This is a genomic window from Streptomyces sp. SCL15-4 (genome assembly GCF_033366695.1).
In the GTDB taxonomy this organism is placed as follows: domain Bacteria; phylum Actinomycetota; class Actinomycetes; order Streptomycetales; family Streptomycetaceae; genus Streptomyces.
This window is the reverse complement of record NZ_JAOBTQ010000001.1, coordinates 8,019,088-8,045,318: the sequence shown is the minus strand read 5'-3', so window position 1 is coordinate 8,045,318 and position 26,231 is coordinate 8,019,088. Positions and strand designations below refer to the sequence as shown.

25 protein-coding genes are annotated in these 26,231 nt (G+C 72.2%); 9 read left to right on the top strand and 16 right to left on the bottom strand.

Translation table 11 applies throughout. The annotated features are described in order from the left end of the window. Window positions 1-79 precede the first annotated feature (79 nt). From SCK26_RS36230 to SCK26_RS36200, 7 genes are all read right to left on the bottom strand, one after another. The gene (locus SCK26_RS36230; RefSeq protein WP_318205622.1) at window positions 80-955 is read right to left on the bottom strand and encodes an alpha/beta fold hydrolase; all 876 of its coding nucleotides are present in this window, start codon (window positions 953-955) and stop codon (window positions 80-82) included. 44 nt (window positions 956-999) lie between these two features. After that, window positions 1,000-2,742, bottom strand: coding sequence for a pyruvate dehydrogenase (locus tag SCK26_RS36225; protein ID WP_318205621.1), 1,743 nt, complete (start codon window positions 2,740-2,742; stop codon window positions 1,000-1,002). A gap of 192 nt (window positions 2,743-2,934) precedes the next feature. Further along, the gene (locus SCK26_RS36220) at window positions 2,935-3,372 is read right to left on the bottom strand and encodes a universal stress protein (RefSeq protein WP_318205620.1); all 438 of its coding nucleotides are present in this window, start codon (window positions 3,370-3,372) and stop codon (window positions 2,935-2,937) included. A 64-nt stretch (window positions 3,373-3,436) separates the two neighbouring features. Then, entirely contained in the window at window positions 3,437-5,095 is a 1,659-nt protein-coding gene (locus tag SCK26_RS36215) for an MFS transporter (RefSeq protein WP_318205619.1), read from the bottom strand. Continuing rightward, entirely contained in the window at window positions 5,092-5,829 is a 738-nt protein-coding gene (locus SCK26_RS36210; protein ID WP_318205618.1) for a YoaK family protein, read from the bottom strand. Before SCK26_RS36210 ends, SCK26_RS36215 begins: the two co-directional genes overlap by 4 nt. Further along, window positions 5,810-6,346: a DoxX family protein gene (locus SCK26_RS36205; protein WP_318205617.1), complete on the bottom strand. Its 537-nt coding sequence runs from the start codon at window positions 6,344-6,346 to the stop codon at window positions 5,810-5,812. The genes SCK26_RS36210 and SCK26_RS36205 overlap by 20 nt, the downstream gene beginning before the upstream one ends. A gap of 49 nt (window positions 6,347-6,395) precedes the next feature. Next, entirely contained in the window at window positions 6,396-7,058 is a 663-nt protein-coding gene (locus tag SCK26_RS36200; RefSeq protein WP_318205616.1) for a hydrolase, read from the bottom strand. Window positions 7,059-7,443: 385 nt separating this feature from the next. Here SCK26_RS36200 and SCK26_RS36195 point away from each other — a divergent pair, with 385 nt between their 5' ends. Then, on the top strand, window positions 7,444-9,147 hold the full coding sequence (locus tag SCK26_RS36195; RefSeq protein ID WP_318205615.1) for an ATP-dependent DNA helicase RecQ: 1,704 nt from the start codon (window positions 7,444-7,446) through the stop codon (window positions 9,145-9,147). A 54-nt stretch (window positions 9,148-9,201) separates the two neighbouring features. Here the strand turns inward: SCK26_RS36195 and SCK26_RS36190 are convergent, their stop codons facing one another. Then, window positions 9,202-10,470, bottom strand: coding sequence for a vanadium-dependent haloperoxidase (locus tag SCK26_RS36190; protein ID WP_318205614.1), 1,269 nt, complete (start codon window positions 10,468-10,470; stop codon window positions 9,202-9,204). Between the two features lie 968 nt (window positions 10,471-11,438). Between SCK26_RS36190 and SCK26_RS36185 the strand changes: the two genes are divergently transcribed. The 4 genes from SCK26_RS36185 (at window position 11,439) to SCK26_RS36170 (ending at window position 15,290) form a co-directional block, all read left to right on the top strand. Next, a complete protein-coding gene (locus SCK26_RS36185) occupies window positions 11,439-12,707 on the top strand; it encodes a beta-ketoacyl-[acyl-carrier-protein] synthase family protein (protein ID WP_318205613.1) in 1,269 nt (422 codons plus the stop codon). Further along, on the top strand, window positions 12,704-13,924 hold the full coding sequence (locus SCK26_RS36180; RefSeq protein WP_318205612.1) for a ketosynthase chain-length factor: 1,221 nt from the start codon (window positions 12,704-12,706) through the stop codon (window positions 13,922-13,924). The genes SCK26_RS36185 and SCK26_RS36180 overlap by 4 nt, the downstream gene beginning before the upstream one ends. A gap of 45 nt (window positions 13,925-13,969) precedes the next feature. Then, on the top strand, window positions 13,970-14,230 hold the full coding sequence (locus SCK26_RS36175) for an acyl carrier protein (protein WP_318205611.1): 261 nt from the start codon (window positions 13,970-13,972) through the stop codon (window positions 14,228-14,230). Window positions 14,231-14,333: 103 nt separating this feature from the next. Continuing rightward, window positions 14,334-15,290, top strand: coding sequence for an aromatase/cyclase (locus SCK26_RS36170; protein WP_318205610.1), 957 nt, complete (start codon window positions 14,334-14,336; stop codon window positions 15,288-15,290). A gap of 79 nt (window positions 15,291-15,369) precedes the next feature. Here the strand turns inward: SCK26_RS36170 and SCK26_RS36165 are convergent, their stop codons facing one another. Further along, window positions 15,370-16,155 carry a 3-oxoacyl-ACP reductase gene (locus SCK26_RS36165; protein ID WP_318205609.1) on the bottom strand — a complete coding sequence of 262 codons (786 nt, stop codon included), beginning with the start codon at window positions 16,153-16,155 and terminating at the stop codon, window positions 15,370-15,372. A gap of 194 nt (window positions 16,156-16,349) precedes the next feature. On the opposite strand from SCK26_RS36165, the gene SCK26_RS36160 reads away from it, so the two are divergent. The 3 genes from SCK26_RS36160 to SCK26_RS36150 are packed head-to-tail and all read left to right on the top strand — an operon-like array spanning window position 16,350 to window position 18,332. Continuing rightward, window positions 16,350-16,775, top strand: coding sequence for a nuclear transport factor 2 family protein (locus SCK26_RS36160; RefSeq protein WP_318205608.1), 426 nt, complete (start codon window positions 16,350-16,352; stop codon window positions 16,773-16,775). 4 nt (window positions 16,776-16,779) lie between these two features. Then, window positions 16,780-17,592, top strand: a complete 813-nt coding sequence (locus SCK26_RS36155) for a hypothetical protein (RefSeq protein WP_318205607.1) — start codon at window positions 16,780-16,782, stop codon at window positions 17,590-17,592. Beyond that, entirely contained in the window at window positions 17,589-18,332 is a 744-nt protein-coding gene (locus SCK26_RS36150; RefSeq protein WP_318205606.1) for a 4'-phosphopantetheinyl transferase family protein, read from the top strand. The genes SCK26_RS36155 and SCK26_RS36150 overlap by 4 nt, the downstream gene beginning before the upstream one ends. Before the next feature lie 13 nt (window positions 18,333-18,345). On the opposite strand, the gene SCK26_RS36145 is transcribed toward SCK26_RS36150, so the two are convergent. The 6 genes from SCK26_RS36145 to SCK26_RS36125 form a co-directional block, all read right to left on the bottom strand. Beyond that, on the bottom strand, window positions 18,346-19,155 hold the full coding sequence (locus SCK26_RS36145) for an AfsR/SARP family transcriptional regulator (protein WP_318205605.1): 810 nt from the start codon (window positions 19,153-19,155) through the stop codon (window positions 18,346-18,348). Window positions 19,156-19,259: 104 nt separating this feature from the next. Next, window positions 19,260-19,391 (bottom strand): hypothetical protein, encoded by a 132-nt coding sequence (locus SCK26_RS36140; RefSeq protein WP_318205604.1) that lies wholly within the window; start codon window positions 19,389-19,391, stop codon window positions 19,260-19,262. A 25-nt stretch (window positions 19,392-19,416) separates the two neighbouring features. Continuing rightward, window positions 19,417-21,189 (bottom strand): acetyl/propionyl/methylcrotonyl-CoA carboxylase subunit alpha, encoded by a 1,773-nt coding sequence (locus SCK26_RS36135; RefSeq protein ID WP_318206169.1) that lies wholly within the window; start codon window positions 21,187-21,189, stop codon window positions 19,417-19,419. Between the two features lie 16 nt (window positions 21,190-21,205). After that, complete coding sequence (locus tag SCK26_RS38105) at window positions 21,206-21,397, bottom strand: acyl-CoA carboxylase epsilon subunit (protein ID WP_412080878.1); 192 nt, start codon at window positions 21,395-21,397, stop codon at window positions 21,206-21,208. Between the two features lie 23 nt (window positions 21,398-21,420). Next, window positions 21,421-23,013 (bottom strand): acyl-CoA carboxylase subunit beta, encoded by a 1,593-nt coding sequence (locus SCK26_RS36130; protein ID WP_318205603.1) that lies wholly within the window; start codon window positions 23,011-23,013, stop codon window positions 21,421-21,423. A 96-nt stretch (window positions 23,014-23,109) separates the two neighbouring features. Continuing rightward, a complete protein-coding gene (locus tag SCK26_RS36125; protein ID WP_318205602.1) occupies window positions 23,110-24,006 on the bottom strand; it encodes an MBL fold metallo-hydrolase in 897 nt (298 codons plus the stop codon). 312 nt (window positions 24,007-24,318) lie between these two features. Here SCK26_RS36125 and SCK26_RS36120 point away from each other — a divergent pair, with 312 nt between their 5' ends. Then, window positions 24,319-24,924 carry a DNA-binding response regulator gene (locus SCK26_RS36120; protein WP_318205601.1) on the top strand — a complete coding sequence of 202 codons (606 nt, stop codon included), beginning with the start codon at window positions 24,319-24,321 and terminating at the stop codon, window positions 24,922-24,924. A gap of 87 nt (window positions 24,925-25,011) precedes the next feature. On the opposite strand, the gene SCK26_RS36115 is transcribed toward SCK26_RS36120, so the two are convergent. Next, the gene (locus tag SCK26_RS36115; protein ID WP_318205600.1) at window positions 25,012-25,935 is read right to left on the bottom strand and encodes a sensor histidine kinase; all 924 of its coding nucleotides are present in this window, start codon (window positions 25,933-25,935) and stop codon (window positions 25,012-25,014) included. Window positions 25,936-26,231: the final 296 nt, after the last annotated feature.

The window sequence follows — 26,231 nt, the reverse complement described above, 5'->3', positions numbered from 1 at the left end:
CCTTAGAGTCGGCGGGCGAGGTGTGTTTGTCCGTCAGTGCCCTGCTTGTGGTCTGTGCGTGCTCGCGGGCGGTGCACGGTCAGCCGCTCCAGTCGGCGAGGAAGTCCAGGAGTTCGCGGTTGACGACGTCCGGTCGCTCCTCCTGGCACAGGTGTCCGCACCGGGCGATGGGCACTCCGCGGACGTCGCGGGCCATGCCCCTCCACACGTCGAGGACGTCGTAGGCCTGTCCGACGGCGCTGAAGTCCTCGCCCCACAGAGTCAGCACGGGGCAGTCGATGAGCGTGTCCGCGTCCTCCTGGTCCTGGGCGACGTCCTGGGGTGCCGCGCGGTAGTCCATGCAGGACCCGCGTACGGCACCGGGCTGCTGGTAGGCGCGCACATAGACCGCGATCTCTTCGGGTGTGAGCATGTCCGGGTCGTACGACCAGCCGCGGTAGAAGTGGGTGAGCCAGGTCTCCTCACGGCCGGTGATGAGCGCCTCGGGCAGGTCGGGCACGCCGAGGAAGGTGAAGAACCAGTAGCCCTGCCGGGCGAGGCGCACGTCGTAGGTCTCGGCGATGATCCGGGTGGGGATGTTGTCCATGGCCACGAACCGGTCGATGCGCTCGGGGTGGTCCTTGGCGAACCGGGTGCCGACGCGGGCTCCGCGGTCGTGGCCGACCAGCGCGATCCGCTGGTGCCCGAGGTGGTCCGCCAGTGCGACGATGTCGCGCGCCATGGTCCGCTTGTCGTAGCCGGAGGCGGGTTTGTCCGTGTCGCCGTAGCCGCGCAGATCCGGTGCGACGACGGTGAACCGCTCCGCCAGCACGGGTATCTGCTTGCGCCAGCCGTACCAGGTCTCGGGGAAGCCGTGCAGCAGGTAGACCGGCGGTCCCTGGCCCGCGCTCACCCAGTGCTGCTTGATCCCGTTGAGTACGGCGGTGTGGTGCGTGACACCTGTCGGGTCCGACATGGCGAGGTCCCTTCGGATCGGTGGGGAAGGGTTACGGCGTCCGCTCACGGGCGCGGGACGTTGCGGAGGTTCGCCCGGGCCAGGTCGACCATGCGTCCGACGCCTCCGGTGAGGACGGTGCGGGTCGCCGACAGCGCGAACCCGGTGACCTGCTCGGTGGTGATCTTCGGTGGGATCGCGAGGGCGTTGGGGTCGGTGACCACGTCGACCAGTGCCGGCCCGTCGTGGGCGAAGGCCTCGCGCAGGGCTTCGCGCACCTGCGCGGGCTTCTCGACCCGGATGCCGTGTGCGCCGGCGGCGGTGGCGATGGCCGCGAAGTCGGTGTGCGGGTAGCCGGTGCCGTGCGGTGGCAGACCGTCGACCATCATCTCCAGGTCGACCATGCCCAGCGAGGAGTTGTTGAAGACGACGACCTTCACGGGCAGGCCGTGGTGGACCAGCGTCAGGAAGTCCCCCATCAGCATCGAGAAGCCGCCGTCGCCCGAGAGCGACACCACCTGGCGCGAGCGGTCGAGGAACTGCGCGCCGATGGCCTGCGGCAGCGCGTTGGCCATGGAACCGTGCACGAAGGAGCCGAGGATGCGGCGCCGGCCGTTCGGCGTCAGGTAGCGGGCCGCCCACACGCAGCACATGCCGGTGTCCACGGTGAACACCGCGTCGTCGGCGGCCTCCTCGTCGAGCACGGACGCCACGTACTCGGGATGGATCGGGGTGTGCCGGCCGACGTCGCGGGTGTAGGCTCCGACGGCGCCCTCCAGGGCGTGGGCGTGCCGGTGCAGCATGCGGTCCAGGAACCGGCGGGACGGTTTCTCCCGCACGGCGGGCGTCAGGCACCGGAGCGTCTCGCGTACGTCTCCCCACACCGCGAAGTCCAGCTGCGTGCGCCGTCCGAGCCGCTCGGGCTGCACGTCGACCTGGACGGTCCGGACGTGGCGGGGCAGGAAGTCCGTGTACGGGAAGTCCGTGCCGAGGAGCAGCAGCAGATCGCACTCGTGCATCGCCTCGTAGGCGGCGCCGTAGCCCAGCAGACCGGACATCCCGACGTCGTACGGGTTGTCGTACTGGATGTGTTCCTTGCCGCGCAGCGCGTGGCCCACCGGGGCCTTCACCTTTTCGGCGAACGCCATCACCTCCGCGTGGGCGCCTTCGACACCCCGGCCGCAGAACACCGTCACCTTCCCGGCGGCGTCCACCAGTTCGGTCAGCCGGGCCAGTTCCGCGTCCGCCGGCCGGACCGTCGGCCGGTCCAGCGGCGTGGCGAGTTCCGCGCCACCGGCCGGGGAGTCCTCGGCGGCCACGTCGCCGGGCAGTGCCACCACGGACACTCCGCGCCGGCCGACCGCGTGCTGGATCGCGGTCTGCACCACTCGCGGCATCTGCCGGGGCGAGGAGATCAGTTCCGAGTAGTGGCTGCACTCCTGGAACAGCCGGTCGGGGTGGGTCTCCTGGAAGTAGCCGGTACCGATCTCGCCGCTCGGGATCTGCGCGGCCAGGGCGAGGACCGGTGCCATCGAGCGGTGCGCGTCGAACAGGCCGTTGACCAGGTGCAGGTTGCCCGGTCCGCACGATCCCGCGCACGCGGCGAGCCTTCCGGTCAACTGGGCTTCGGCACCGGCGGCGAAGGCCGCGACCTCCTCGTGCCGGACCTGGACCCATTCCAGCGAGCCGTGCCGTCGGACGGCGTCGACGACGGGGTTCAGGCTGTCGCCGACCACCCCGTACATGCGGCGCACGCCGGCGCGGGCGAGAAGGTCGACATACTGCTCGGCGACGGACTGTCCTGACATGGTGCTCCTCGGGTGGTCGCTCACGGGGGCCGCGGCCAGGCTAAGGAGGCGCCGGGCCGGCCAGTTGTTCCTCCGTGCACCGCTCGGAGTCCCCCAGCGCACCACTGATGTCCCGGGCCCGGCGGTGACCGCATGCGAAAAGCCGGGCGGTCCGCGGAGGCGGACCGCCCGGCGCACCCGGCCGTGCTCGGGTCAGTCCTGGTCGCCGGCGCCGTCCGCGGGCGCGAGGAGTACGGCCGTACGGCTGCTGTGCACGACGGCGTCGCTGACGCGGGGGTGGATGAACGCCTCCAGGACCCCGCGGTGGTGGGGGCTGAGGATCAGCAGGTCGGCCCGCTGGTCCTCGGCGACGGCGGAGATGGTGGTGGCGATCTGGGTCGTCAGGGCGTCGGCGAGGACGCCCTCGGCCTCGACGCCCGCGTCCCGCAGCGAGGTGACCGCCTCGTCGAGGATGGTCTTGGCCTGCGCGTCGTCCTCCAGGGAGACGACGGTGGCCAGCGTCGCCGTGGAGGCGGCGATGTGCAGGACACCGACCTTGGCGCCGGTCAGCCGGGCCATGTCACCGGCCAGGCGCACGGCGGAGTGGCGGGCGGGGCTGGAATCGACGGCTACGAGAATGCGCTGGAACATGGCTCATGTCCTTCGTGAGTATGGGTGGAGGCGTCCGTCGAACCCGGGTGCCCCACGTTCGTGATCAAGCATTTCCGTGAACATCCGGTGGTGCCGGTCTGTTCCGTCCCGCGTGCCGCTTGCCCGGGGCCACCACGGGTCCGGCGGTGGCGTGGAAGGCGTGGGTCACCTCCGGTGCGGTGCCTGCCGCGAGCAGTGCGCGGGCCTGCTCCTCGTAGCGGCGGTCGTTGGCGGTGAGCCGGCTGTGGTGCTGGGCCAGGTGCTCCGCCCAGGAGGCCACCACGTAGTTCTCGATGAACCGGTCGGGATCGCCGCCGTCCTGGAAGAGTCCCCAGGTCAAGGCTCCGGTGCGGTGCCGGGAACGGGCCACGTGCCGCATGCGGTCGGTGAAGGCCGTCCAGTCCTCGGGAGCGATCCGGTACGTGACGGAGACGAGTACCGGGCCGTCGGCCGGCGCCGGTTCGAACAGCAGGGGCGGAACGGGCCAGTGGTCGGAGGGGCTCGGGTCGAGCCCTTCCGCGCTGTGCAGCGGCCATCGGCGCACGCTCAGGGCACCGGCCGCCAGCAGCCCGGCGCCGGTCAGGAGAGAGAGGGTCAGTCCCAGCCCGTCGGCCAGCGCACCCCACACGGGTGCGGTCAGCGCCTGTCCGCCCTGGAACACCACGAGATAGATGGCGAGTCCCCGGCCCCTCACCCAGCCGGGCAACCGCTGCTGCACGGCGGCGTTGAGCGTGGACAGCACACCGATCCAGGCCAGGCCCGCGGGCAGCAGCGCGGCCGCCGCGAGCCAGGCGGAACGGGCCGTGGCCAGCACCACCAGCGTCACGGCGAAGACGGCCGCCCCCGCGGCAAGGGTGCCGTTGGCGCCCAGTGCGCGCCGGATCACGGGCAGCGCGAAGGCACCGCCCACCGCGCCGATGCCCACGGCCCCAAGCAGGAGCCCGTACCCGTCCGGCCCGAGTCCCAGGGAACGGCTGGCGACGAGGGGAAGCAGCGACCACAGGGCGGCTCCGCCCGGGATGAACACGGCCGTGCGCAGCAGGACCCGGCGGACTCCCGGGGCGTGCCGGACATAGCGGCGGCCGGCCTGCACGGCCGCGAGAAGTCCCTCGCCCGGGACGGCGGGCCGTGGTGTCACCGGCCGGTGCCACAGCAGCAGCACGGCCGCGATGCCCAGATACGACAGGGTGTTGAAGGCGAAGACCCAGCCCGCGCCCGCCGCGGCGACCACCGCGCCGCCGAGGGCCGGACCCACGGCACGGGCCAGGTTCATGTTCACGGCCCCCAGCGCCGCCGCCTGTCCCAGCTGCTCGCGCTCCACCAGTTCCGGCTGGATCGCCTGCCAGGCCGGGCCCATCAGGGCCGTACCGCAGCCCAGCAGGAAGGTGAGGCACAGCAGAAGCCCCGGGGCGAGCGCGCCCCGGAACGCGAGCACCGTGAGCGCGGCGGAGACGGCGAGCATGGCGAACTGGGCGGCCAGGAGCACCTTGCGGCGGTCGTAGCGGTCGGCCAGCACACCGGAGGGCAGCGCGAGCAGGACGACCGGGAGGCTGGAGGCCGTCTGCACGAGCGTCACCAGGGCGGCGCTGTGCCCGACCAGGAGCCACTGGGCGCCGACCGTCTGCATCCAGGTGCCGGTGTTGGACACCAGTTGCGCGATCCACAGCGCGCGGAAGACACGCGCCGCGAGCGGCGCCCAGGCCGAAGTGCCCGCCGGGTTCACGACTGCGGCCTCGTCCAGTCGGCCTCGGAGTTCCAGTGGCGGCGGACGGTGACCAGGGCCGCCGCGAGCAGCACCAGGGCCAGGGCCAGGACGGGGAGGAGTTCGGCGTGCCGCAGGAGCACGGCACCCACGAGGGCGCCGAGGAACATGGCGAGGACGGAGAGGACGCGCCGGCCGGGTCGGGGGGTCGCCCCGCCGGCCGGGGCGGAGTCCGCCGCCAGTCCGGTCAGGGTCAGGGTCAGGACGGTCGTGGTCAGGTCCGGGACGCCGAGACGCCGGGCGACGGCGTTCTGGAGGCCCATCGCCATGCCGAGCAGCACGATGAGGGTGTACTTCACCGGGCCGTTCACCTCCCCGTGCGCGACCGCGACGGTGAGCACCGTGCCGGCGACCAGCAGCGTCTGGACCGCGGTGGCCGCGGTCAGCATCCGGCCGCGGTGCGCGGCGTAGCGGGTGCCGAAGCGTCCTCCCGCCAGTGCCCCGGTGAGGAAGGACGTCATGGAGACGACGGACGCGGGCGCGGACAGGCCCGGTGCGCCGGCCAGGGCGAAGCCCAGGAAGACGACGTTGCCCGTCATGTTGGCGACGAAGACGTGTCCGAGCGCCAGATAGGTGACGGCGTCGATGAGGCCGGTCACCACGGTCAGTCCCAGCATCAGCGGCGGCAGGGGGCCGTGCCGGTCGCTCTTCGGCGGGACGAGTGTATGGGCGGCGTCAGTCAGCAGCCTGCGCATGCCGCGTCCTCCCGTTCGTGGTGTGACCGCCACCGGGTGCCTGGTGCAGGACGAGGCGGGTGGCCAGTCCGCTGCCCGGGCCGATGACCAGCGCCGCCAGGGATGTCCACAGCGGCCAGGAAGCCTCGCCGATCAGGTGGTCGAGGGACCAGTGGCCGGGGCCGGTGAGCGCGAGGGCCGCGGCGGCGGTGACGAGGACCAGCGGGTACTCGTAACCGTCGTTCTGCACCCACAGCCCCTTGTGCCGTTTGACGGTCCCGGCCACCGTCATCACTCCCATGGCGGCCATCGCCGCCAGCGGGGTGAGGAGGCCGGCCGCCAGGAACAGGCCGGCGCCGATCTGGCTGCCGCCCGCGGCGAGAGCGGTGAGTCTCCCGCCGCGGAAACCGTCACGGCGGAATTCCTCGGTCCCTCCGGCCAGCCCGTTGCCGCCCAGCCGGTAACTGACCTTCTGCACTCCGTGCCCGGCGATGAGGAGTCCCACCACCAGCCGGAGCACCAACAGTCCGCTGTCCATCGCGTCGTCTGCCTGTTCCTGACGTCCGTCGTCAACCGTGGGTGGTGGATCAGCCGGCGGCGTGCTCGCCGATGACGGCCTGCGCGTAGACGACGCCGAGGCCGTAGGTGCCGCCGTGCTCCTTCACGACGTCCATGACCGGCAGGTACGTGTCCGTACGCGCCCAGTCCCGCTGGAGTTCGAGCAGCACCTGCACCCAGGTCACCGGCACCACGCCGGCCTGGACCATGCGCTGGACGGCGTGTTCGTGGGCCTGCGGGCTGACGCCGCCGGACGCGTCGGTGACGACGTACACCTCGTAGTCCTGCGCGAGCGCGGAGAGCGCGGGCAGCACGACGCAGACCTCGGTCCACAGGCCGGCGAGGACCAGCTTCTCGCGGCCGGTGGCCTTGACCGCCTCGACGAAGGCGGTGTCCTCCCAGGCGTTCATCGAGGTGCGGTCGATGATCTCCTGGCCGGGGAAGACGTCCGCGAGCTGCGGCAGGAGCGGGCCGGAGAAGGACTCGGCGGCCACGGTGCTCAGGACCACCGGCACGTCGAAGACCTTGGCGGCCTTCGCCAGGCCGACCGTCGCGTTGATGATCGCGGTCCGGTCGCCGCTGCCAGTGCCGAAGAACATCTGCGGCTGGTGGTCGATGAACAGCACCGCGCAGTTGTCCGGGGTGAGCAGGTCCGGGCCGGGAGCAGCGGTGACGTGGGCGATGTCGGCCATGAGGGTGCCTTTCGGTGCTGGGTCGGTACGGTCCCGGACGGTCGTCCGGGCGGTACGCCTGGTGTGCGGAAAGGAGCCGGGGACCACCGGGTGGTTGTCGGCGTCCGGATGACGGGATGCGGCGGGGTCCGCGCGAGACCGTGGCACGGCCGCTTCGCCGTCACGTTATGTCCGGCGGTCCCGGCCCGGTTTCTGGTGAGCGCACAGGCGTTTGCCCGAGAGCGCACGGCGTCGCGGGCGAGCCGGGCGGCGACGGCACCGGCGGCCTTCGCGTCTCGCGGTGGACCAGGACCGGCGGGCTTTGCCGGCGCCGCCCACGGGGTACCCGGAGCCGTGCCGGGCCGGGATGTGGTGCCGTTCCGGCGGCGGAGCGAGGGAGCGGGACATGACCGGCGAGGGATCGCGCGGACGGCGGGCGAGGCGTCTGCGGGAGACGGCCGCCGAGGTCTTCGGCTGGGACGAGCTGCGTCCTGAGCAGCTCACGGCCATGGAATGGGTGCTTCAGGGCCGGGACACGCTCGTGGTCATGCCGACGGGGTCCGGCAAGTCGGCCGTGTACCAGGTGCCGGGCCTGCTGCTGTCCGGCCCGGTGGTCGTCGTGTCGCCGCTGCTGGCGCTCCAGCGGGACCAGATCGCCGGCCTGCCCGGCGGCGAGCACGAGCCCGGCGCCGTCGCCGTGAACTCCGACCTGGGCGCGGCCGAGACGGACGCCGCCTGGGACGCCGTACGACGCGGCGCGGTCCGTTTCGTCTATCTGTCACCCGAGCAGCTGGCCAAGGACGAGGTGGTCCACCGGCTGGCCGAGGCGGAACCCGCCCTGTTCGTCGTGGACGAGGCCCAGTGCGTGTCGTCCTGGGGGCACGACTTCCGGCCCGATTACCTGCGCCTGGCCCAGGCGGTACGGCGTCTGGGGCGGCCGCCCGTGCTCGCGCTCACCGCGACCGCCGCTCCCCCGGTCCGGCAGGACATCCTCGACCGGCTCGGCATGGACGGCGCCCGGCAGCTCGTCACCGGCTTCGACCGCCCGGAGATCAGGCTGGAGGCGCACCGTCACCTGGAGGACGACGAGCGACGGCGTGCCGTCGTGGAGCAGGCCGCCGCCGGGCCGAAGCCCGGCATCGTCTACGCGGCGACCCGGAAGGACACCGAGTACTACGCCGCGGAGCTGGCCGCTCTCGGGTTCAGCGCGCGGGCGTACCACGCCGGCCTGCGCGCCGCCGAGCGCCGGCAGGTCCACGAGGACTTCCTGGCGGGCGCGACGGACGTGGTGGTGGCGACCTCGGCCTTCGGGATGGGGATCGACAAGGAGGACGTGCGGTATGTGCTCCACGCCTCGCTGCCCGGTTCCCTGGACGCCTACTACCAGGAGATCGGGCGGTGCGGCCGGGACGGGCGGCCCGCGCTGGCCGTGCTGCACTACCGCTCCCAGGACACGGGGATGCAGGCCTACTTCAGCGGCCGTCCGCCGGGCAGGGACACCGTGGCGGCCGTGGTGGAGGCCGTGCACGAGCACGGTGACGATCCGGCGGGGCTGACGGAGCTGCGCCGGGAGACCGGTATGTCGCGGGCCCGGGTCACCACGGCCGTGAACCTGCTGGAGGAGGCCGAGGCCGTGGTGACGGACGCCTCGGGTGCCGTCCGGCCGGTCGCGGACACCGCCCCGGCGACCGCCGTGCGACGGGCCGAGGACAGCGCCGAGGCCCACAAGCGCATGGACCGGTCGAGGGTCGAGATGGCCCGCGCGTACGCGGAGACGACCGGTTGCCGGCGGCGTTTCCTCCTCGGCTACTTCGGCGAGGAGTACCCGGAGCCGTGCGGCAACTGTGACACCTGCGACGAGCGGGAGGCCGCGGAGGACGACGGGACGCCCGCCGGGCGGCGTCCGGCGCACCCGGACGCGGGCTCCTATCCGGTCGGGGTCTCGGTGCGTCACGAACAGTGGGGCCGGGGCACGGTGCTGAGCGAGGACGGGGACCGGATCACCGCCCTCTTCGACGACGTCGGCTACCGCACGCTCTCCCTCGATGCCCTGGCCGCCCGGGACGACCTGCTCACGGTGACCGACGAGCCGGCCGAGGACGGTGGATGAGGTTTCCGGTCGCCGAGGCGGCCGGGACGGCTGCGCGCCGGCCCCGCCCGCCGCTCAGAGGTCGCCGAACAGCCGTTCCGCGGTGCGCAGCGTGTGGGCCGCGACGCGTTCGCCCAAGGTGACTCCCGCCTCGTCGGCCGAGCGGGTGTGGATGCCGGAGTACACACGGGCGTCCACGTTGTCCTTCGACAACTGGCTCCAGGCGGTATAGGTGCGGACGACACCGGGTGCGGTGGGGCTGGTCAGCTCGAAGGGTGCCGTGCGGGGCCCGGTGAACGCCGTCAGGACGGTCTGCGCCGCGCCGGCGTAGGTGCCGTGGCCGCTGGGGTAGTCGGGGTGCGCCGGGGTGGTGTGCAGCGGGGTCCACCCGGGGTCGGGGTCGATGGCGCCCGTGCGGATCGCGGTGACCGGACGCCAGCGCAGATAGGCGTACTTGCTGTCGGAGGTGGCGATCTGCGTGTCGACCAGGGCGACATGGAACAGCGCCACCAGTCGGGCCCGCGCGGCGGCCGACCGCGGCGACCGCGCCAGGGCGACGCGCAGCGGCTCGGTGTACAGCGTCGGCGAGGGGCCGAACCAGAAATCGGCGGTCTCCGTCTGCCGCGGGGTGCGGACGGTGCTGTTCACGGCTCCGTACGCGCGGACCTCGGCGAGATCGTTCCGGTAGCGCTCGGAGGTGAGGGCGGGCGGTGCGGGCAGCCGGTACTGGTCGGCGCGCGCGAGCAGGAAGGGCCGGGCGAGCCGGTTGCCGTACTGCGCGGCCGGAGCGTGGGCGGGCGGTGTCGGCTGCCATACACCGGGCGCGGCGTCGGGCACCGGGAACGGCGCGTCGACCGAGGCCGGGTCCAGGCCGTCGCGCTCCCGGGAGGCGAGCACCAGCGCGGCCTGGCGGGCCCCGGCCTCGACGCCCCGGGTCTCGGCGGCGCCGTCCGGGATGCCGTCCAGTGTCGTCGCGAGCGCGGCATCGAACTGCCGGGTGCGGGCGGGGATCAGCGCGGAGAGGGAGTCGTGGACGGCGGAGGCGAGGGCGGCGTCCTGGAAGTCCGCCCGGTCGACGCCGTGCGGCACCGTGCGGGTGGCGCGGGCCGCCGCGAGCCAGCTGACGGCCCAGGTGCGGCTGTTGGTGATCTGGGTGGGAGCACCGGCGGCGGCGATGCCGGCGGCCGTGGTGTCGTACCAGTCGAGCGCCACCGACGGGCGCGGCTGCCGGTCCTGTGCCGTGGCGGTCGTGACGGTCGCGGTGACGGTGAGCGCCGCGACGCTCGACGCCACCAGGGCGGTACGGGTGAGGCGGGCGGCACGGCGGGTTCTGAGCGGGTTCACGGAAGTCTCCTTCGCACACTGCTGCGGGTGAATGCTCCGGACGGGCGCGGGCGTCCGCGTACAAGGAGGCGGTCGGCCGGCGAACGGTGACCGTACGAACGCTCCGGGACACGGGATGGCGCCCGGCGTCACCTACACAGCGCGGCGGCGACACGCATCAGATCCACGGCGCGTCGCACCGTGAGCCGCTGGGAGAGCCACATGCCGGGCACGCTAGCCGCAGTCCCGGCTCCCGGACAACCGGCCGGTGTCGGCCACCGGCCCGCCGCAACATCCTCTTCGCCGCGCCGACATACGGCCGTCGTGCCGCTTCGCCGCGCCGGCACACGGCCGTCGTGCCGCGCGGCCCGGCGCACCGGTCCCGGCTCCCGGCGGACGCCGTCGGACGCCGTCGGACGCGGGGCCGCGCCGAGGCCGCCGCCGGTCGGCGGCTCCGCTCAGTGACCGCCCGCGGGTTCCCCGCTGTGCCTGCCGTGCAGGCGGGCGCTGGAGCCGTTGCTGCTGCCGGCGCCACAACCCGGCCGGTACGTCCGGTACGTGACCGGGTCGTCCCGCTCACACCTCGTTACCAGGCCCCGGCCCTCCGGCCTCCGCCCGCGGCCCCGCCGATGCCGGTGGCCACGAGGGGCCGGTTTCCCGGTGCGCGAGAACGGCCTGCGCGTGCTCCCGCGCCGTCCCCAGGTCACACGCGGCGCGGCGGCCCGTGCGACGGGGCCGGCGGGTGCGCCTTGGCTCGGTGAGCGGGAGGCTGCCTTGTCGTCGGGCTTGCCGACGTGGTGTTCCGCGACGGCCGCCGTCAGCCGGCGCGGGCTCCGCGGGCGCGTGTTCCGTGTGACCCCGCGCGCTCTCCCGAGGCGGGGTCGAGTGGTGCTCTAGACCGTCACCACAGCCTTTCAGGACGTAACTGCCGCTGTTCCAGAGGCGACGAAAGGACTCACAGCGATGTTGTCTACGAAGGCGGGCCGGATATGACCCGGCGCGTCGTGATCACCGGTGTCGGTGTACGCGCCCCCGGCGGCAACGGAACGAAGGCGTTCTGGGACCTGCTGTCGGCCGGCCGCACCGCCACCCGGAACATCTCCTTCTTCGACGCGTCGCCGTTCCGTTCGCGGATCGCCGGCGAGGTCGACTTCGACGCGGCGGCCGAGGGCTTCGGCCCGCGCGAGATCCGCCGCATGGACCGGGCCACGCAGTTCGCGGTGGCCTGCACCCGCGAGGCGGTCGCGGACAGCGGGCTGGACCTGTCCGCGCTCGATCCGCACCGCGTCGGGGTCAGCCTGGGCAGCGCGGTCGCCTCGGCGACCAGCCTGGAGAACGAGTACCTCGTGATGTCGGACGCGGGCAAGGAGTGGGAGGTCGACCCCTCCTACCTGTCGCCGCACATGTTCGACTACCTCTCCCCCGGCGTCATGCCGGCCGAGGTGGCCTGGGAAGTGGGTGCGGAAGGCCCGGTGACGATGGTGTCCGACGGCTGCACCTCCGGGCTCGACTCGGTCGGTTACGCCGTGCAGCTGATCCGCGAGGGCACGGTCGACACCGTCGTCGCCGGCGCCGCGGACACCCCGATCTCGCCGATCGTGGTCGCCTGCTTCGACGCCATCAAGGCGACGACGACCCGCAACGACGACCCGGCGCACGCCTCGCGTCCCTTCGACGGCACACGCAACGGATTCGTGCTCGCCGAGGGCGCGGCCATGTTCGTGCTGGAGGAGTACGAGGCGGCCAGGAAGCGCGGTGCGCACATCTACGCGGAGGTCGGCGGCTACGCCACCCGCTGCAACGCCCACCACATGACGGGCCTGCGCAAGGACGGCCGCGAGATGGCCGAGGCCATCCGGGTCTCGCTGGACGAGGCGCGCCTGGACGGCACCAGGATCGACTACATCAACGCGCACGGTTCGGGCACCAAGCAGAACGACCGCCACGAGACGGCCGCTTTCAAGCGTTCGCTGGGGCAGCACGCCTACGACGTGCCGGTCTCCTCCATCAAGTCGATGGTCGGTCACTCGCTGGGCGCCATCGGTTCCGTCGAGATCGCCGCGTCGCTGCTGGCGATCGAGCACAACGTCGTGCCGCCGACGGCGAACCTGCACACTCCCGACCCCGAGTGCGACCTCGACTACGTGCCGCTGACGGCGCGTGAGCAGCGCGTGGACACGGTGCTCACGGTCGGCTCCGGGTTCGGCGGCTTCCAGAGCGCGATGGTCCTGCACCGTCCGGAGGTGGCACCGGTATGACCACAGTGATCACGGGCATCGGGGCGGCCACGCCCAACGGCCTGGGCACCGAGGCATTCTGGAAGGCGACGCTGACGGGCACCAACGGTGTCCGGGAGCTGACCGGCTTCGACGCCTCCGCGTACCCCTCGCGGCTGGCCGGGCAGATCGTCGACTACGACGCCAAGGCCCATCTGCCCAGCAGGCTGCTGCCGCAGACCGACGTGTCGACCCGCTACGCGCTCACGGCCGCCGCCTGGGCCCTCGCGGACGCGGCGGTCGACGAGAACACCCTGCCCGACTACGACATGGGCACGGTCACCTCCAACGCCCTGGGCGGATTCGCCTTCACCCACCAGGAGTTCAACAAACTCTGGTCGAAGGGCTCGGAATTCGTCTCCGTCTACGAGTCGTTCGCCTGGTTCTACGCCGTCAACACCGGCCAGATCTCCATCCGGCACAAGCTGCGCGGTCCGAGCGCGGCCCTGGTGGGCGAGCAGGCCGGCGGCCTGGACGCCGTCGGGCACGCCCGGCGCACCGTCGAGCGCGGCACCAAGCTCGTGGTGTCCGGCGGTGTGGACGCCGCGTTCGACCCCTGGGGCTGGGCCTCCCAGCTGGCGGGCGGCCGGGTCACCACCGCCACCGACCCGGAGGCGGCGTACCTGCCGTTCGACGAGCGGGCGGCCGGTTACGTGCCCGGTGAGGGCGGCGCGATCCTCATCGCCGAGGACGCCGCGAGCGCGCGTGAGCGCGGCGCGCCGCGGATCTACGGCGAGATCGCCGGCTATGCCTCGACGTTCGATCCCAAACCGGGCTCCGGCCGCGAACCCGGATTGCGCCGGGCGGCCGAACTGGCCCTCGCCGACGCCGGCCTGGCGCCCGCCGACATCGACGTGGTGTTCGCCGACGCGGCCGGTCTGCCCGAACTCGACCGGATCGAGGCGGACGCGCTGCGTGCCGTCTTCGGCCCGCGGGGTGTGCCGGTGACCGCGCCCAAGGCGCTGACCGGCCGGATGTACGCGGGAGGCGGCCCCGCGGACCTGGTGAGCGCGCTGCTCGCGATCCGGGACGGCGTCGTCCCGGCCAGCGGCTTCACCGCTCGTGTCCCCGACGCCTACGGCATCGACCTGGTCACCGGCGAACCGCGTACCCGGCCGGTGTCGGCGGCACTCGTCCTCGCACGCGGGCGCTGGGGCTTCAACTCGGCTGTCGTCGTCACGCGCCACACCGATCACTGACCTGCCGAACGCCGGCAGTTCCCCACCTGACAGGAGAAGGCCCTCATGGCTCAGCTCGCCATCGAAGATCTGCGACGCATCCTCATCGCCTGCGCCGGCGAGGACGACAGCCTCGACCTGACCGGCGACATCCTCGACAGCACGTTCGAGGACCTCGGTTACGACTCGCTCGCCCTGATGGAGTCCGCCGCGCGCATCAAGCAGGAGTACGGCATCGACCTGTCGGACGACGACATCGCGGACGTGGAGACACCCCGCGCGCTCCTCGCCCTGGTCAACACCAACACGGCATCGGCCGCCGTCTGACGTCCGGGCCCGACCGCATGCCTTAGGGGCCCGTATCCGCTGCCGCTGGGATACGGGCCCCGGCCCCTTCCGCGCCACCGCACCGAGCCGAGGAGAACCCGCCATGGAACGCACCGTGATCCACCGCACCGAGCACACCCGCATCGTGTCCGCTCCCGCCCAGGTCGTCTACGACCTGGTAGCCGATGTCACCCTGTGGCCCGCGGTGTTCGGGCCCAGCGTGTACGTGCGCCACCTGGAGCGCGACGAGCGCAGCGAGGTCTTCGAGATCTGGGCGCAGGTCAACGGGAAGGTCACCAGCTGGACATCGCGGCGGGTCCTCGATCCCGCGCGCCGCTATGTGAGCTTCCGGCAGCAGCGCAGCTTCGCACCGGTCACCTCGATGGCCGGCAGCTGGCTGCTGCGGGAACTGCCCGACGGCCGCACCGAGGTGGTGCTGCGCCACCGCTTCAGCGTCCAGGACGATGCGCCCGCCGCCGTCGAGGCGCTGCTGACCGCGCTGGACCGCAACAGCGGCGAGGAACTGGCGGCGCTCGCCCGGGTCGCCGAGCTGGGCCACCCGGTGGCCGACGTGGTGTTCTCCTTCACCGACGTCGTCCCGATCACCGGCGGCGCCGCGGCGGCCTACGACTTCGTCAACCGGGCCGACCTGTGGGCCGAGCGGCTGCCGCACGTCAGCCGGGTGCGGCTGACCGAGGAGGAGCCGGGCGTGCAGGACCTGGAGATGGACACCGTCACGGCGGACGGCTCGGCACACACCACCCGCTCGGTGCGCGTCTGCCACGAGCCGTCGTGGATCGCCTACAAGCAGCACGTGCTGCCGAAGCTGCTGACCGGGCACAGCGGTCTGTGGACATTCACGGACGGCCCGGACGGACCCGTGGCCACCGCCCGGCACACCGTCGCACTGAACCCGGCGACGGTGCGCGAGGTGCTCGGCGAGCAGGCCACCCTCGCCGACGCCCGCGCCTTCGTGCGCGAGGCGCTGGGCCGCAACAGCCTGACCACGATGACGCACGCCGCCGCGCACACCGGCGAGGGCAGCCAGGTCTCCGCCTGAACTCCGGCACGTACGCGAGCGGCCGCTCCTCTCCCGCACCGGGGAGGAGCGGCCGCGTCGTGGCCGTAGGCGCGCCGGATCAGTAGTTGCCCAGACCGCCGCACACGTTGAGGGCCTGCGCGGTCACCGCGGCCGCGTCGTCGCTCACCAGGTACTCGACCATGGCGGCCACCTCACGGGTCTCCACGTAGCGGCCCAGCGGCACGCGCGTGGTGATGCGGTCGTGGGTCTCCTGCTCGCTCACGCCCCAGATGCCGGCGTAGTGCTCGCGCACCCGCTCCGCCATCGGCGTCTCGACGAAGCCGGGGCACACGGCGTTCACCGTGATGCCGCTGCGGGCCAGCTCCAGACCGAGGGCCTTGGAGAAGCCGACCACGCCGTGCTTGGACGCCGAGTAGGGCGCGGCGTGCACGACGCCCTGCTTGCCGCCGGTGGAGGCGATCGAGATGATGCGGCCGGACTTCTTCGCCAGCATCCCACCGGTGTTGAGGACTTCCTTGGTCATCAGGAAGACGCTGTTGAGGTTCGTGTTGATGACGTCGAACCAGAGGTCGTCAGCGATCTCGTTGGTGGCTCCGCCGCCGCTGCGCCCGGCGTTGTTGACGAGGATGTCGACCGGTCCGAAGCGGTCGACGGCCGCGCGGACGAAGGCCCGGATCTGCTCGGGGTCGGACACGTCACACGTGGTGCCGTCGACCTCGTATCCGGCGTCCGTCAACTCCTTGATGGTGTCGGCCAGTTGGCTCTCCTGGCGCGCACACAGGTAGACGCGGGCCCCGAGCCCGGCAAGGCGCCGGGCGATCTCGAGACCGATCCCGCTGGTGGCTCCCGTGACCAGGGCAACCGGCTTGACTGCCTGTGACATGTGTTCTCCCGAATCGCTGTGACGGCAGGTGCCCACCGAGCGTGCTGGGCGCGCCTCGTGCCGTGCTGGAAGGTCCCTGGAAGCGCACCGGCCGCGCTCATGCGCCGCCCCGACCGTGCTCCAGAGCGATTCGAGCGCCGGCGGCGATCCTGGCCCGGCCCCCTCTCGTCCGACGACCCACGTGAGGAACGCTCATGCCCACGCCCGTCAGCAGTGATCTCTACACCCAGGTCCAGCAGTTCTACGCCCACCAGATGCAGGCGCTCGACGAGGGCCGGCTGGAGGAGTACACGCAGACGTTCACGAAGGACGGCAGCTTCCAGCACTCGCCCGGCATCGCCGCGGCCGTCGGCCGCGACGCGATCCTCGAGGAGCTGCGGTCGTTCCTGAAGAAGTACCAGGACGACCCCACACAGCGCCGTCACTTCTTCAACCAGATGGTCCTGGAGCCGCAGCAGGACGGCAGCATCCGGTCCACGGTGTACGCGCTGATCGTGCGGGTGCGGCCGAACGAGCGGCCGGAGGTGTGGCCCAGCACCGTCGTGCACGACGTCATCGAGGTGACGGACGGCGAGATCCTGCTGCGCTCCCGCTCCGTGAGCTACGACCAGCTGGTCTGACGCCGTGCGGACCCTCGCCGCCCCCTCCCCCGCCCAGCTCATGGTCCACGCCGACATGGCACTGCGCAGCGCGCTGGCGGCCGTGGCCGGCACCGAGCCGGCGCGGCTCGGGCGGGCCGCGGCCGGAGCCGCCTACCTGGACCTGTGGGTGGGCGACCGGCTGCTGCGCGCCGACGGCGGCAATCACTCGGCCCCGGCCAGGTTCCTGCTGCCGCGGCTGCTCATGGAGAGCGCCGACGCCCTGTGCGTACTGCTGGGCGCGCAGGCGCAGTCGAACGAGGGGCCGGGCGCCGCGTACCGGGGCCACGCCCGGCGGCTGCACCAGGCCATGTGGCATCCCGACCACCGTGCGCGGCTCGACGCCGTGACGGCGCGCCTCGACGGGCCGCCCACCGGGGAGGACCGGCTGGCCCGGCCGCTCACCTCGGTGCGTCCCGCCGCGCTGCCGCTGGACCTGCACGCGCTGCTCGACGAACTGGAGCGGGAACGCCGCGCCGTGGTCGGCGCCTGCGCCCCGGCGCCGGCGCGGTCCTCGGCCGGCGCCTGGGCCCTGGCCGACCGCTACGCGCTGCTGACCGCGGCGGCCGCTTGCCTGGACGGCTGGCGGGGCGCCGGCCGGGGACGGCGGATCACCACCGACCGGGTCCGTCTGGTGGCCGCGCTCTCCCGGATCGCCATCCGCCTCGGCCTGGAACCGGTCCGGCCCGACACCGAGTTGAGCGGGGCCCTCTTCGAAGAGGCGGTCGCGCACTGCCGCCGGCCGACGGCGCGGGCCCGCACGTCACAGACCGGCACGCGCCGGCTGGTGGGCGCGTGACCGCGCCCGCGGTGGTGCACCTGCACGCGGACGGGCCCGACGGAGCCTGGACCGCGGCCGCCGGGACGGCGCTGCGCGCCGGAACCACCGTGGTGCTGTACGCGTCGGCCGGCTCCTGGAGCGTCCCCGACGGGACCGGACTCCGTGTCCTGCTCGGCCGCGAGTACCAGCGGTACCGGGCCGCCGGCCGGCGGCCGGCGGCCCGCGCCCGCTTCGCCGCGTCCCGGGCGCTCGTCAAGCACGCCGCTGCGGCCGTCCTGGAGGTACCGGCGCACGAGCTGGATCTCGCCCGGGGGCCGGGCGGCCGGCCGTATCTGCGCGGCTGCGACCGGCTCGGCCTGAGCCTGAGCCACACCGGCGACCTGCTGGTGCTCGCCCTTGGCCTGGACGGCCCGATCGGCGCGGACGCGGAGCCGCTCGGCCGGTCCGGATGCCGTGCGCTGCTCGCACGACGCGCGTGCACGGCGCGGGAGCTGGCAGACCTCCGCGCCCTTCCCGCACCTGAGCGGGGCGATGCCATGCTGCGCCTGTGGACACTGAAGGAGGCCTACACCAAGGCCCTCGGTGTGGGCACGGGACTGCCGTTCCACACGTTCGGTTTCACGGTGGAAGGCACGGCCGCCGTGCTGCACGGCAGCACCGGTGAGCCGGTGCTGCCCGTGGAGTGGACGTTCACCACTCACCGGCTCGGCACCGGCCACGTCGTCAGCACGGCGCGCACACGGGCGGCCGGCCCGTAAGCCGGCCGCCCGCTCAGGCGGAGAGCAACCGCTGGGCCGGGGTGAACCGGTCCAGCCGGTCGTCGTTGGCGAGCACCGCGCGGTGCAGCCGCTGCAACCGGGGCGAGGGCTCCACACCCAACTCGTCGACCAGGGACTGGCGCAGGGACTGGAAGACCTCAAGGGCCCGCCAGGGGTGACCGGCGCGGTAGAGGGCGGTCATCAGCTGGGCACACAGGTTCTCGTGCAGCGGTTGCTGGGCGACCAGCATGCGAAGCTCGCCGATGAGTTCCGCGTGCCGGCCCAGTTGCAGGTCCGCCTCGATCCGCAGTTCGAGGGCGCGGGTGCGCGCCTCCTGCATCCCGATGACCTCCATGCGCAACACCTCGCCCAGCGGCACGTCGACCAGGGCGTTGCCGCGCCACAGGCCGAGGCCCTCGCGCAGTTTCTCGCTCGCGGTGTGCGGGGCGTTCTCGGCCATGGCACGGGTGCCGTGGGCCGTCAGCCGCTGGAACTCGACGAGGTCACAGCGGATCGGTTCCACCGGTGCGAGCTGGTATCCCCCGTAGGAGGTGGCGAGGATGTCCTTCGCCGTCAGTTCGCTGTTGGCGGGCAGGGCATCGGTGATCTTTTTGCGCAGTTGCAGGATGTACGTCTGCAATGTGGGGGCGGCGCTGCGCGGAACCGCGTCTCCCCACACTTCTTCGATCAGTGTCTCCACGGAGACGACGCGGCCCGCGCGAATCGCGAGCAGCGCCAGAATCTGCCGGGGTTTTCCGGCAGTCGGTACGATGGATCTGCCGTTTACTCGTGCTCCAAGTGGTCCCAGAACATCGATTTCCATGGACATGAGCATCGCAGGATCGTTGTATGGTGAACCAGTGTGCCCGGCATGAGCGGGCATGAATTCTTCACACCCGCTCACCCGACGCCGTCATCCGACGGCCGTTAGTCGATCCCCCGGACGATGTGCGGCTCCGGGTCTTCCTCCTCCCCGGCGAGACGCAGCGCGGGCGCGCGCTCCGGGCCGCCGGCTTCCCGGAGGTCGCCGGCGTCGGGTTCACCGTGCTGGTGGTTCATCGGTTCCTCCTGCTGACGGCAGAGGTCAGTCCTTGATCTCGCAGATGACCGCGCCGGAGGTCAGCGAGCCGCCGACCTCGGCCGACAGTCCCTTGACGGTGCCGGACTTGTGGGCGTTGAGGGGCTGTTCCATCTTCATGGCCTCCAGGACGACGACCAGGTCGCCTTCCTTCACCTCCTGGCCCTCCTCGACGGCGATCTTGACGACGGTGCCCTGCATCGGTGACACAAGGGTGTCACCGGAGGCGGCGGGGCCGGACTTCTTCGCCGCGCGCCGCTTGGGCTTGGCCCCGGCCGCCAGACCCGTACGCGCCAGGCTCATGCCCAGGGACGAGGGGAGGGAGACCTCCAGGCGTTTGCCGCCGACCTCGACCACGACGGTCTCGCGGCCCAGTTCCTCCTCCGCCTCGGTGCCGGCGGGAGCGGTGAAGGGCTTGATGTCGTTGACGAACTCGGTCTCGATCCAGCGGGTGTGGACCGTGAACGGGCCGTCCTGACCGTGGACCTCGGGGGCGAAGGCGGGATCGGTGACCACCTTGCGGTGGAAGGGGATCGCGGTGGCCATGCCCTCGACCTGGAACTCCTCCAAAGCCCGCGCGGCCCGCTGGAGCGCCTCCCTGCGGGTGCGGCCGGTGACGACCAGCTTGGCGAGCAGGGAGTCCCAGGCCGGGCCGATCACACTGCCGGCCTCCACGCCCGCGTCCAGACGGACACCGGGACCCGAGGGCGCGTCGAAGCGGGTGACGGTGCCGGGAGCGGGCAGGAAGCCCCGGCCGGGGTCCTCGCCGTTGATGCGGAACTCGAAGGAGTGACCGCGCAGGACCGGATCGCCGTAGCCGAGTTCCTCGCCGTCGGCGATGCGGAACATCTCGCGGACCAGGTCGATGCCGGCGACCTCCTCGGTGACCGGGTGCTCGACCTGGAGGCGGGTGTTGACCTCCAGGAAGGAGATCGTGCCGTCCTGCCCGACGAGGAACTCACACGTGCCCGCGCCCTCGTAGCCGGCCTCCTTCAGGATCGCCTTCGACGCCCGGTACAGCTCCGCCCGCTGCTCCTCGGACAGGAACGGTGCGGGGGCCTCCTCCACCAGCTTCTGGTGGCGGCGCTGCAGGGAGCAGTCGCGGGTGGAGACCACGACGACGTTGCCGTGCTTGTCGGCCAGGCACTGTGTCTCCACGTGCCTCGGCCGGTCGAGGTAGCGCTCGACGAAGCACTCGCCGCGGCCGAACGCGGCGACCGCCTCACGCACGGCCGACTCGTACAGCTCGGGGACCTCCTCCAGGGTCCGGGCGACCTTCAGGCCGCGGCCGCCACCGCCGAACGCGGCCTTGATCGCGATCGGCAGGCCGTGCTCCTCGGCGAACGCCACGACCTCCTCCGCACCGCTCACCGGGTCCGGTGTGCCGGCGACCAGCGGCGCACCCGCGCGCTGCGCGATGTGCCGGGCGGCGACCTTGTCCCCCAGGTCCCGGATGGCCTGCGGCGGCGGGCCGATCCAGACCAGACCCGCGTCCAGGACGGCCTGCGCGAACTCCGCGTTCTCCGACAGGAAGCCGTAACCCGGATGCACGGCGTCCGCGCCCGAGTCCTTGGCGGCGCGCAACACCTTCTCGATGTCCAGGTAACTGGTGGCCGGGGTGTCACCGCCCAGTGCGAAGGCCTCGTCGGCCGCGCGGACATGCACAGCGGCCCGGTCCGGATCGGCGTAGACGGCGACGCTCGCGATCCCGGCGTCCCGGCAGGCCCGGGCCACGCGGACAGCGATTTCACCACGGTTGGCGATGAGCACCTTGCGCAGACTCACGTGTGACCTCTCACTGAGAAGACGTCCAGGCGGGCCGCGTTGCGGCCGCCCAGGCGACGGCGGATCCATGGACGGGGTTGATACGGCACCAGGCGAGCGCGGGCCGCGGCGGGGCGGACCTGCCTCCGCGTTCACGGGATACGGCCAGCAACACCGCGGCCAGAGCGGCCAGTTCCTCGGTGCCGGGACTTCCGTGCTCCACCACGACGAGCGGCCGGCCGGCGCTCACTGGGGCTGGTTCCCGTGCTTGCGGGTGGGCAGCGGGGCGTGCTTGTGGCGCAGCGTCGCCAGCGCGTCGATCAGCCGGGAACGCGTCTCGGCCGGGTCGATCACATCGTCGACCAGGCCCCGCTCGGCGGCGTAGTAGGGGTGCATGAGCTGGGTGCGGTACTCCTCGATCCGCTCCCGGCGCGTCGTCTCGGGATCGTCGGACGCCGCGATCTCCTTGCGGAAGACGACGCCCGCCGCCCCCTCCGCGCCCATGACGGCGATCTCGTTGATGGGCCAGGCCAGGGCGAGGTCGGTGCCGATGGAGCGGGAGTCCATCACGATGTACGCCCCGCCGTACGCCTTGCGCAGGGTCAGCGAGATCCTCGGCACAGTCGCGTTGCAGTACGCGTACAGCAGTTTCGCGCCGTGCCGGATGATCCCGCCGTGCTCCTGGTCGACACCCGGCAGGAAGCCGGGAACGTCGACGAGGGTGACCAGCGGGATGTTGAACGCGTCGCAGGTCTGCACGAACCGCGCGGCCTTCTCCGACGCCTCGATGTCCAGGACGCCCGCCAGCGCGGCGGGCTGGTTGGCGACGATGCCGACCACCTCGCCGGCCAGGCGGGCGAACGCGCAGATGACGTTGGTGGCCCAGGTCTCGTGGACCTCGAAGTACTCGCCGTGGTCGACGATCTCGCCGATGACCTGCTTCATGTCGTACGCCCGGCCGGGGTCGGCGGGCACCAGGTCGTAGAGGGCCTCGTTGGTGCGGTCGCAGGGGTCGTCGGCCGGCTCGGCGGGCGGGCGCTCCCGGTTGTTGGCGGGCAGCAACGCGAGCAGGTGCCGGACGTCCTCCAGGCAGCTCCGCTCGTCGTCGTACGCGAAGTGCGCGACGCCGGAGAGCGTGGAGTGCGCGTCGGCACCGCCGAGCGCGTCCTGGGTGATCTGCTCGCCGGTGACGGCCTGCACCACATCGGGGCCGGTGATGAACATCTGCGAGGTGCCGCGCACCATGAAGACGAAGTCGGTGAGCGCCGGCGAGTACGCGGCGCCGCCCGCGCACGGGCCGAGGATCACCGAAATCTGCGGTATGACACCGGAGTTGCGGACATTGCGCTGGAAGATGCCGCCGTATCCGGCGAGCGCGGTGACGCCTTCCTGGATGCGGGCGCCGGCGCCGTCGCACAGGCCGACGATGGGCGCCCCGGCCTTTTCGGCCAGGTCCATGATCTTGTGGATCTTCTCGGCGTGGGCCTCGCCGAGCGCGCCGCCGAAGATGCGGAAGTCGTGGGCGTACGCGAAGACGGTGCGGCCGTGCACCGTCCCCCAGCCGGTGACGACTCCGTCGGTGTACGGCCGTTTCGCCTCCAGTCCGAACCCGGTGGCCCGGTGCCGGCGCATCCCCTCGACCTCGGTGTACACCCCCTCGTCGAAGAGGAGTGCCAGTCGCTCGCGCGCCGTCAGTTTGCCCTTGGCGTGCTGCGCCGCGGTGGCCGCCTCGCCCGGCCCGAGGCGCACGGCTTCGCGCACCTGGGCGAGTTCGGCCGTGCGAGCGCTCAGCGAGGAGGGGTGAGCCGTCGGCAACGGCCGCTCTTCAACGGTGCTCATGTGCCGTTCCCTTCTGGAAGGTTGTGCAAGCGGTCATACCGGACGAGGCTGTGCCCGACGGCTCGAGCCGTCCTGGAAACCGTCTGGAAGCCGGGGTCAGGCGTGGCAGGCGGGCAGGCCGCCGTTGAACTCCACCATCTCCGCGAACAGCGCCGGCATGTCCACCGGGCGGCCGCGCTCGGCCCCGCGTTCCTCGAGATAGGCGCGGTGCAGGTTCGGGACGATCCGCTCGGCGTCCAGCAGCTCGGCGTAGGAGCCGAGTTCGGCCTCGCGGGCCACGTCCAGGACGGAGGCTCCGGCCGCCACGCCTTCCTTGGCCAGCCGCTGGAGCAGCAGCAGATACCCCTCGGTGGTGTCCAGCAGCCCGTCGCCGGCCACCGGTCCGTGCCCGGCCACCACCACGCGCGGCCGCAGCTCGCGCAGGGCCCGCACGGCGTCGAGCGAGCCGGCCACCGATCCCATCGGGCAGAACGGAGTCGCTCCGGACATCACGATGTCGCCGGTGAACAGGACGCGCTGCCCGGGCAGCCACACCACGACGTCGCTGCCGGTGTGGGCGGGGCCCAGGTGCAGCAGATGGACCTCCGTGCCGCCCACATGGATGGTGAGCCGGTCCTCGAACGTCACCTGGGGCGGGCGCAGTTCCAGATCGCCCCAGCACACGTCCGGCCACAGTGTCGTCAGATGCATCCCGACCTGGGTCACCTCGGTCCGGGTGCCGCGGTGCCCGACGACGGCGGCCTCGGGGAAGAGGTAGTTGCCGAAGGTGTGGTCGCCGTGCGAGTGGGTGTTGACCAGGAGCCGGGGCAGGGCGGGGCTGACACTCTTGACGGCCTCGCGCAGCGCCAGGGCCCGGCGCTCGGTGGCGGCGGTGTCGACCAGCAGGGCCTCTCCCTCCGCCACGACGAGACCGGCGTTGTTCAGGCACCAGCCACCGTCCGGCTGGACGTAGGCGTAGACGTCGTCGGCGATTTCCGTCAGCTGCGGCGGCATACTCACTCCTCGATGGATCGTTCCGCTCTCGCCACGACCCTGTCGGCTCCGGCTCGAGGCGCACCGGCAGTCCCGCTCAAGCGCCTGCTCGCCGCGGCGGTCCGGCCGCTCGGCACGGCGGGCGCGAGCACGCCTGGAGCACGTCTGGGACACCCGTCGAGCACCCCTGGAGCAGACGACGCCCGCTCCGCGCACCGAGCGACGCGAATCCTCACATACCGTCAGAATTCGGTTACTTGTTCGGCGTGAGCGCTGTGTATGATCAAGCTACTCAGGGGACTCGCCGACTGCCCTGAGGTGGGGGGGCGGGACGTGATACGAGTCATGTTGGCCGAGGACATGGAGATGATCCGCGGTGCCTTCGTAGCCCTGCTGGCGGGCGAGCGCGGCATCGAGGTCGTGGCGGAAGTGGGCAGGGGGGACGCCGTCGTGCCGACGGCGCTGGAACACCGGCCGGATGTTCTCGTGGTGGACATCGACCTGCCGGGGCTGGACGGGCTGAGTGCCGCCGCGGCCCTGCACGAACAGTTGCCACAGTGTCGCACACTGGTCCTGACGGCGCTGGGCCGGCCCGGGGCCCTGCAGCGGGCGATGGCCGCGGGCGTCAGCGGTTATCTGCTCAAGGAAGCGCCCCCGAAAGAACTGGCCACGGCCATCCGGCGAATCGCCGCCGGCGGTCGCGTCATCGACCCCGAACTCGCACTGGCCTCCTGGGAAAGCGACGTCAGCCCGCTGACCCCGCGGGAGACGGACGTGCTGCGCCAGGCCGCCGCCGGCGCCGATCCCGCGGAGATAGCCCGCCGTATGCACCTGTCGACCGGCACCGTCCGCAACTACCTGACGTCCTCGGTCACCAAGCTGCACGCGCGCAACCGGCTGGACGCCGTGCGGATCGCCGAGCAGGCGGGCTGGCTGTAGTCCGGCACGGCGAAAGCCCTGCCGGGGCCCGGCGGACCGGGCACCTCGGCAAGACCTCGGGACACGCGCGGGCTCGGCCCGCACTCCTCAGGACGCCACGAACGTTCCGTACGACGCGACGGATTCCGGAGCACAGGCGGTCAGATGGAACCAGCCCCCCTCGTGGGTCCAGGTCAGTGTGCCGTCGAACGCGGTGAGCCTCGACGACAGACTCGCCAGGCCGGTACCCAGCGGGTCACCGCCCTCGATCTCGCCCTCGTAGCCGTCGTTGGAGAGCCGGAGCATGACCATGCCGTCATGGGTGCTCAGCGTGATCCGGCAGAGACGGGCCCTGCTGTGGCGCAGGATGTTGGTCGCACCCTCGCGCAGCACGAGTGAGAGCGCCGCGCCCAGCGCCGGGTCGTTCACCTCCGAGGCGTCGCCGCAGACCATGGTGTCCACGCCGGCTGCCGCCAGCACCCGGCGCACCGAGGCCAGTTCGACACCGAGGGAGAGCTGCCGCGCGGCCGAGGAGAAGGAGCGCATCTCGGCGAGCGTCCTGCGGGACAGCGCCAGCAGCTCGGCCACCTCCTCCCTCACCCGCGCGTCGTTCTGCACCAGATACCGGTCGACGAGTTCCGCCTTGACCGTGATGGCCGACAGGCTGTAGCCGAGCACGTCGTGCATGTCCCGCCGCAGCCGGCGGCTCTCACGCAGGGTCCGCTTTCGTTCCTCGACGATTCTGCGCTGCTGGGCCCAGAGCATCCCTCCGATACGCCGTCGGCAGTCGAGCGCCACCACCGACACCACCAGGGCCAGGACGGGATAGCCGAGCGCGCCCGGCATGAGCACCAGCATCGGCGCCAGCGCGAGCACGGGCAGCAGCGCCACGGGAGCGCACAGGCGGCGCGGCCTGCAGGTCGACGCATCCACGTCCAACAGGGTCGGCAGCCCCGCGTAGACCAACACGGTCAGCAGGGCGAGCGCGCCCCGCAGCATCCCGTGGCCGTCCCACAGGGGGGTGTCGGCCACCAGGGCCGCTCCCCCGGCCGGCACCGCCACGAGCACCACCGGAGCCAGGTCTCTCGCACACTTTCTGCGCGCGGTGTGTGAGATCACGTGGCGCTGCCTAATACGGCTCGGGCGAGGAGGCCGTCACACGTCACGACGCTGGGGGGCATTCCCGGTGTACAGGCGGTCAAACCGTAGAGATCATGCATAACCATCCGGACCTCCTGTATTTTTTGTAGAGGGCAGGTCACGAAATTACAAACCGGTCTCGCGGTTCGTCAACGGTTACCTGTCCCTCGCACCGCAGCCCAGGGCAC

What these genes read in the sequence shown, in the direction of transcription:
- SCK26_RS36230 (WP_318205622.1), bottom strand. Translation starts at nt 955, where the DNA reads ATGTCGGACCCGACAGGTGTCACGCACCACACCGCCGTACTCAACGGG.
- SCK26_RS36225 (WP_318205621.1), bottom strand. Translation starts at nt 2,742, where the DNA reads ATGTCAGGACAGTCCGTCGCCGAGCAGTATGTCGACCTTCTCGCCCGC.
- SCK26_RS36220 (WP_318205620.1), bottom strand. Translation starts at nt 3,372, where the DNA reads ATGTTCCAGCGCATTCTCGTAGCCGTCGATTCCAGCCCCGCCCGCCAC.
- SCK26_RS36210 (WP_318205618.1), bottom strand. Translation starts at nt 5,829, where the DNA reads ATGCGCAGGCTGCTGACTGACGCCGCCCATACACTCGTCCCGCCGAAG.
- SCK26_RS36205 (WP_318205617.1), bottom strand. Translation starts at nt 6,346, where the DNA reads ATGGACAGCGGACTGTTGGTGCTCCGGCTGGTGGTGGGACTCCTCATC.
- SCK26_RS36200 (WP_318205616.1), bottom strand. Translation starts at nt 7,058, where the DNA reads ATGGCCGACATCGCCCACGTCACCGCTGCTCCCGGCCCGGACCTGCTC.
- SCK26_RS36195 (WP_318205615.1), top strand. Translation starts at nt 7,444, where the DNA reads ATGACCGGCGAGGGATCGCGCGGACGGCGGGCGAGGCGTCTGCGGGAG.
- SCK26_RS36185 (WP_318205613.1), top strand. Translation starts at nt 11,439, where the DNA reads ATGACCCGGCGCGTCGTGATCACCGGTGTCGGTGTACGCGCCCCCGGC.
- SCK26_RS36180 (WP_318205612.1), top strand. Translation starts at nt 12,704, where the DNA reads ATGACCACAGTGATCACGGGCATCGGGGCGGCCACGCCCAACGGCCTG.
- SCK26_RS36175 (WP_318205611.1), top strand. Translation starts at nt 13,970, where the DNA reads ATGGCTCAGCTCGCCATCGAAGATCTGCGACGCATCCTCATCGCCTGC.
- SCK26_RS36170 (WP_318205610.1), top strand. Translation starts at nt 14,334, where the DNA reads ATGGAACGCACCGTGATCCACCGCACCGAGCACACCCGCATCGTGTCC.
- SCK26_RS36165 (WP_318205609.1), bottom strand. Translation starts at nt 16,155, where the DNA reads ATGTCACAGGCAGTCAAGCCGGTTGCCCTGGTCACGGGAGCCACCAGC.
- SCK26_RS36160 (WP_318205608.1), top strand. Translation starts at nt 16,350, where the DNA reads ATGCCCACGCCCGTCAGCAGTGATCTCTACACCCAGGTCCAGCAGTTC.
- SCK26_RS36145 (WP_318205605.1), bottom strand. Translation starts at nt 19,155, where the DNA reads ATGGAAATCGATGTTCTGGGACCACTTGGAGCACGAGTAAACGGCAGA.
- SCK26_RS36140 (WP_318205604.1), bottom strand. Translation starts at nt 19,391, where the DNA reads ATGAACCACCAGCACGGTGAACCCGACGCCGGCGACCTCCGGGAAGCC.
- SCK26_RS36130 (WP_318205603.1), bottom strand. Translation starts at nt 23,013, where the DNA reads ATGAGCACCGTTGAAGAGCGGCCGTTGCCGACGGCTCACCCCTCCTCG.
- SCK26_RS36125 (WP_318205602.1), bottom strand. Translation starts at nt 24,006, where the DNA reads ATGCCGCCGCAGCTGACGGAAATCGCCGACGACGTCTACGCCTACGTC.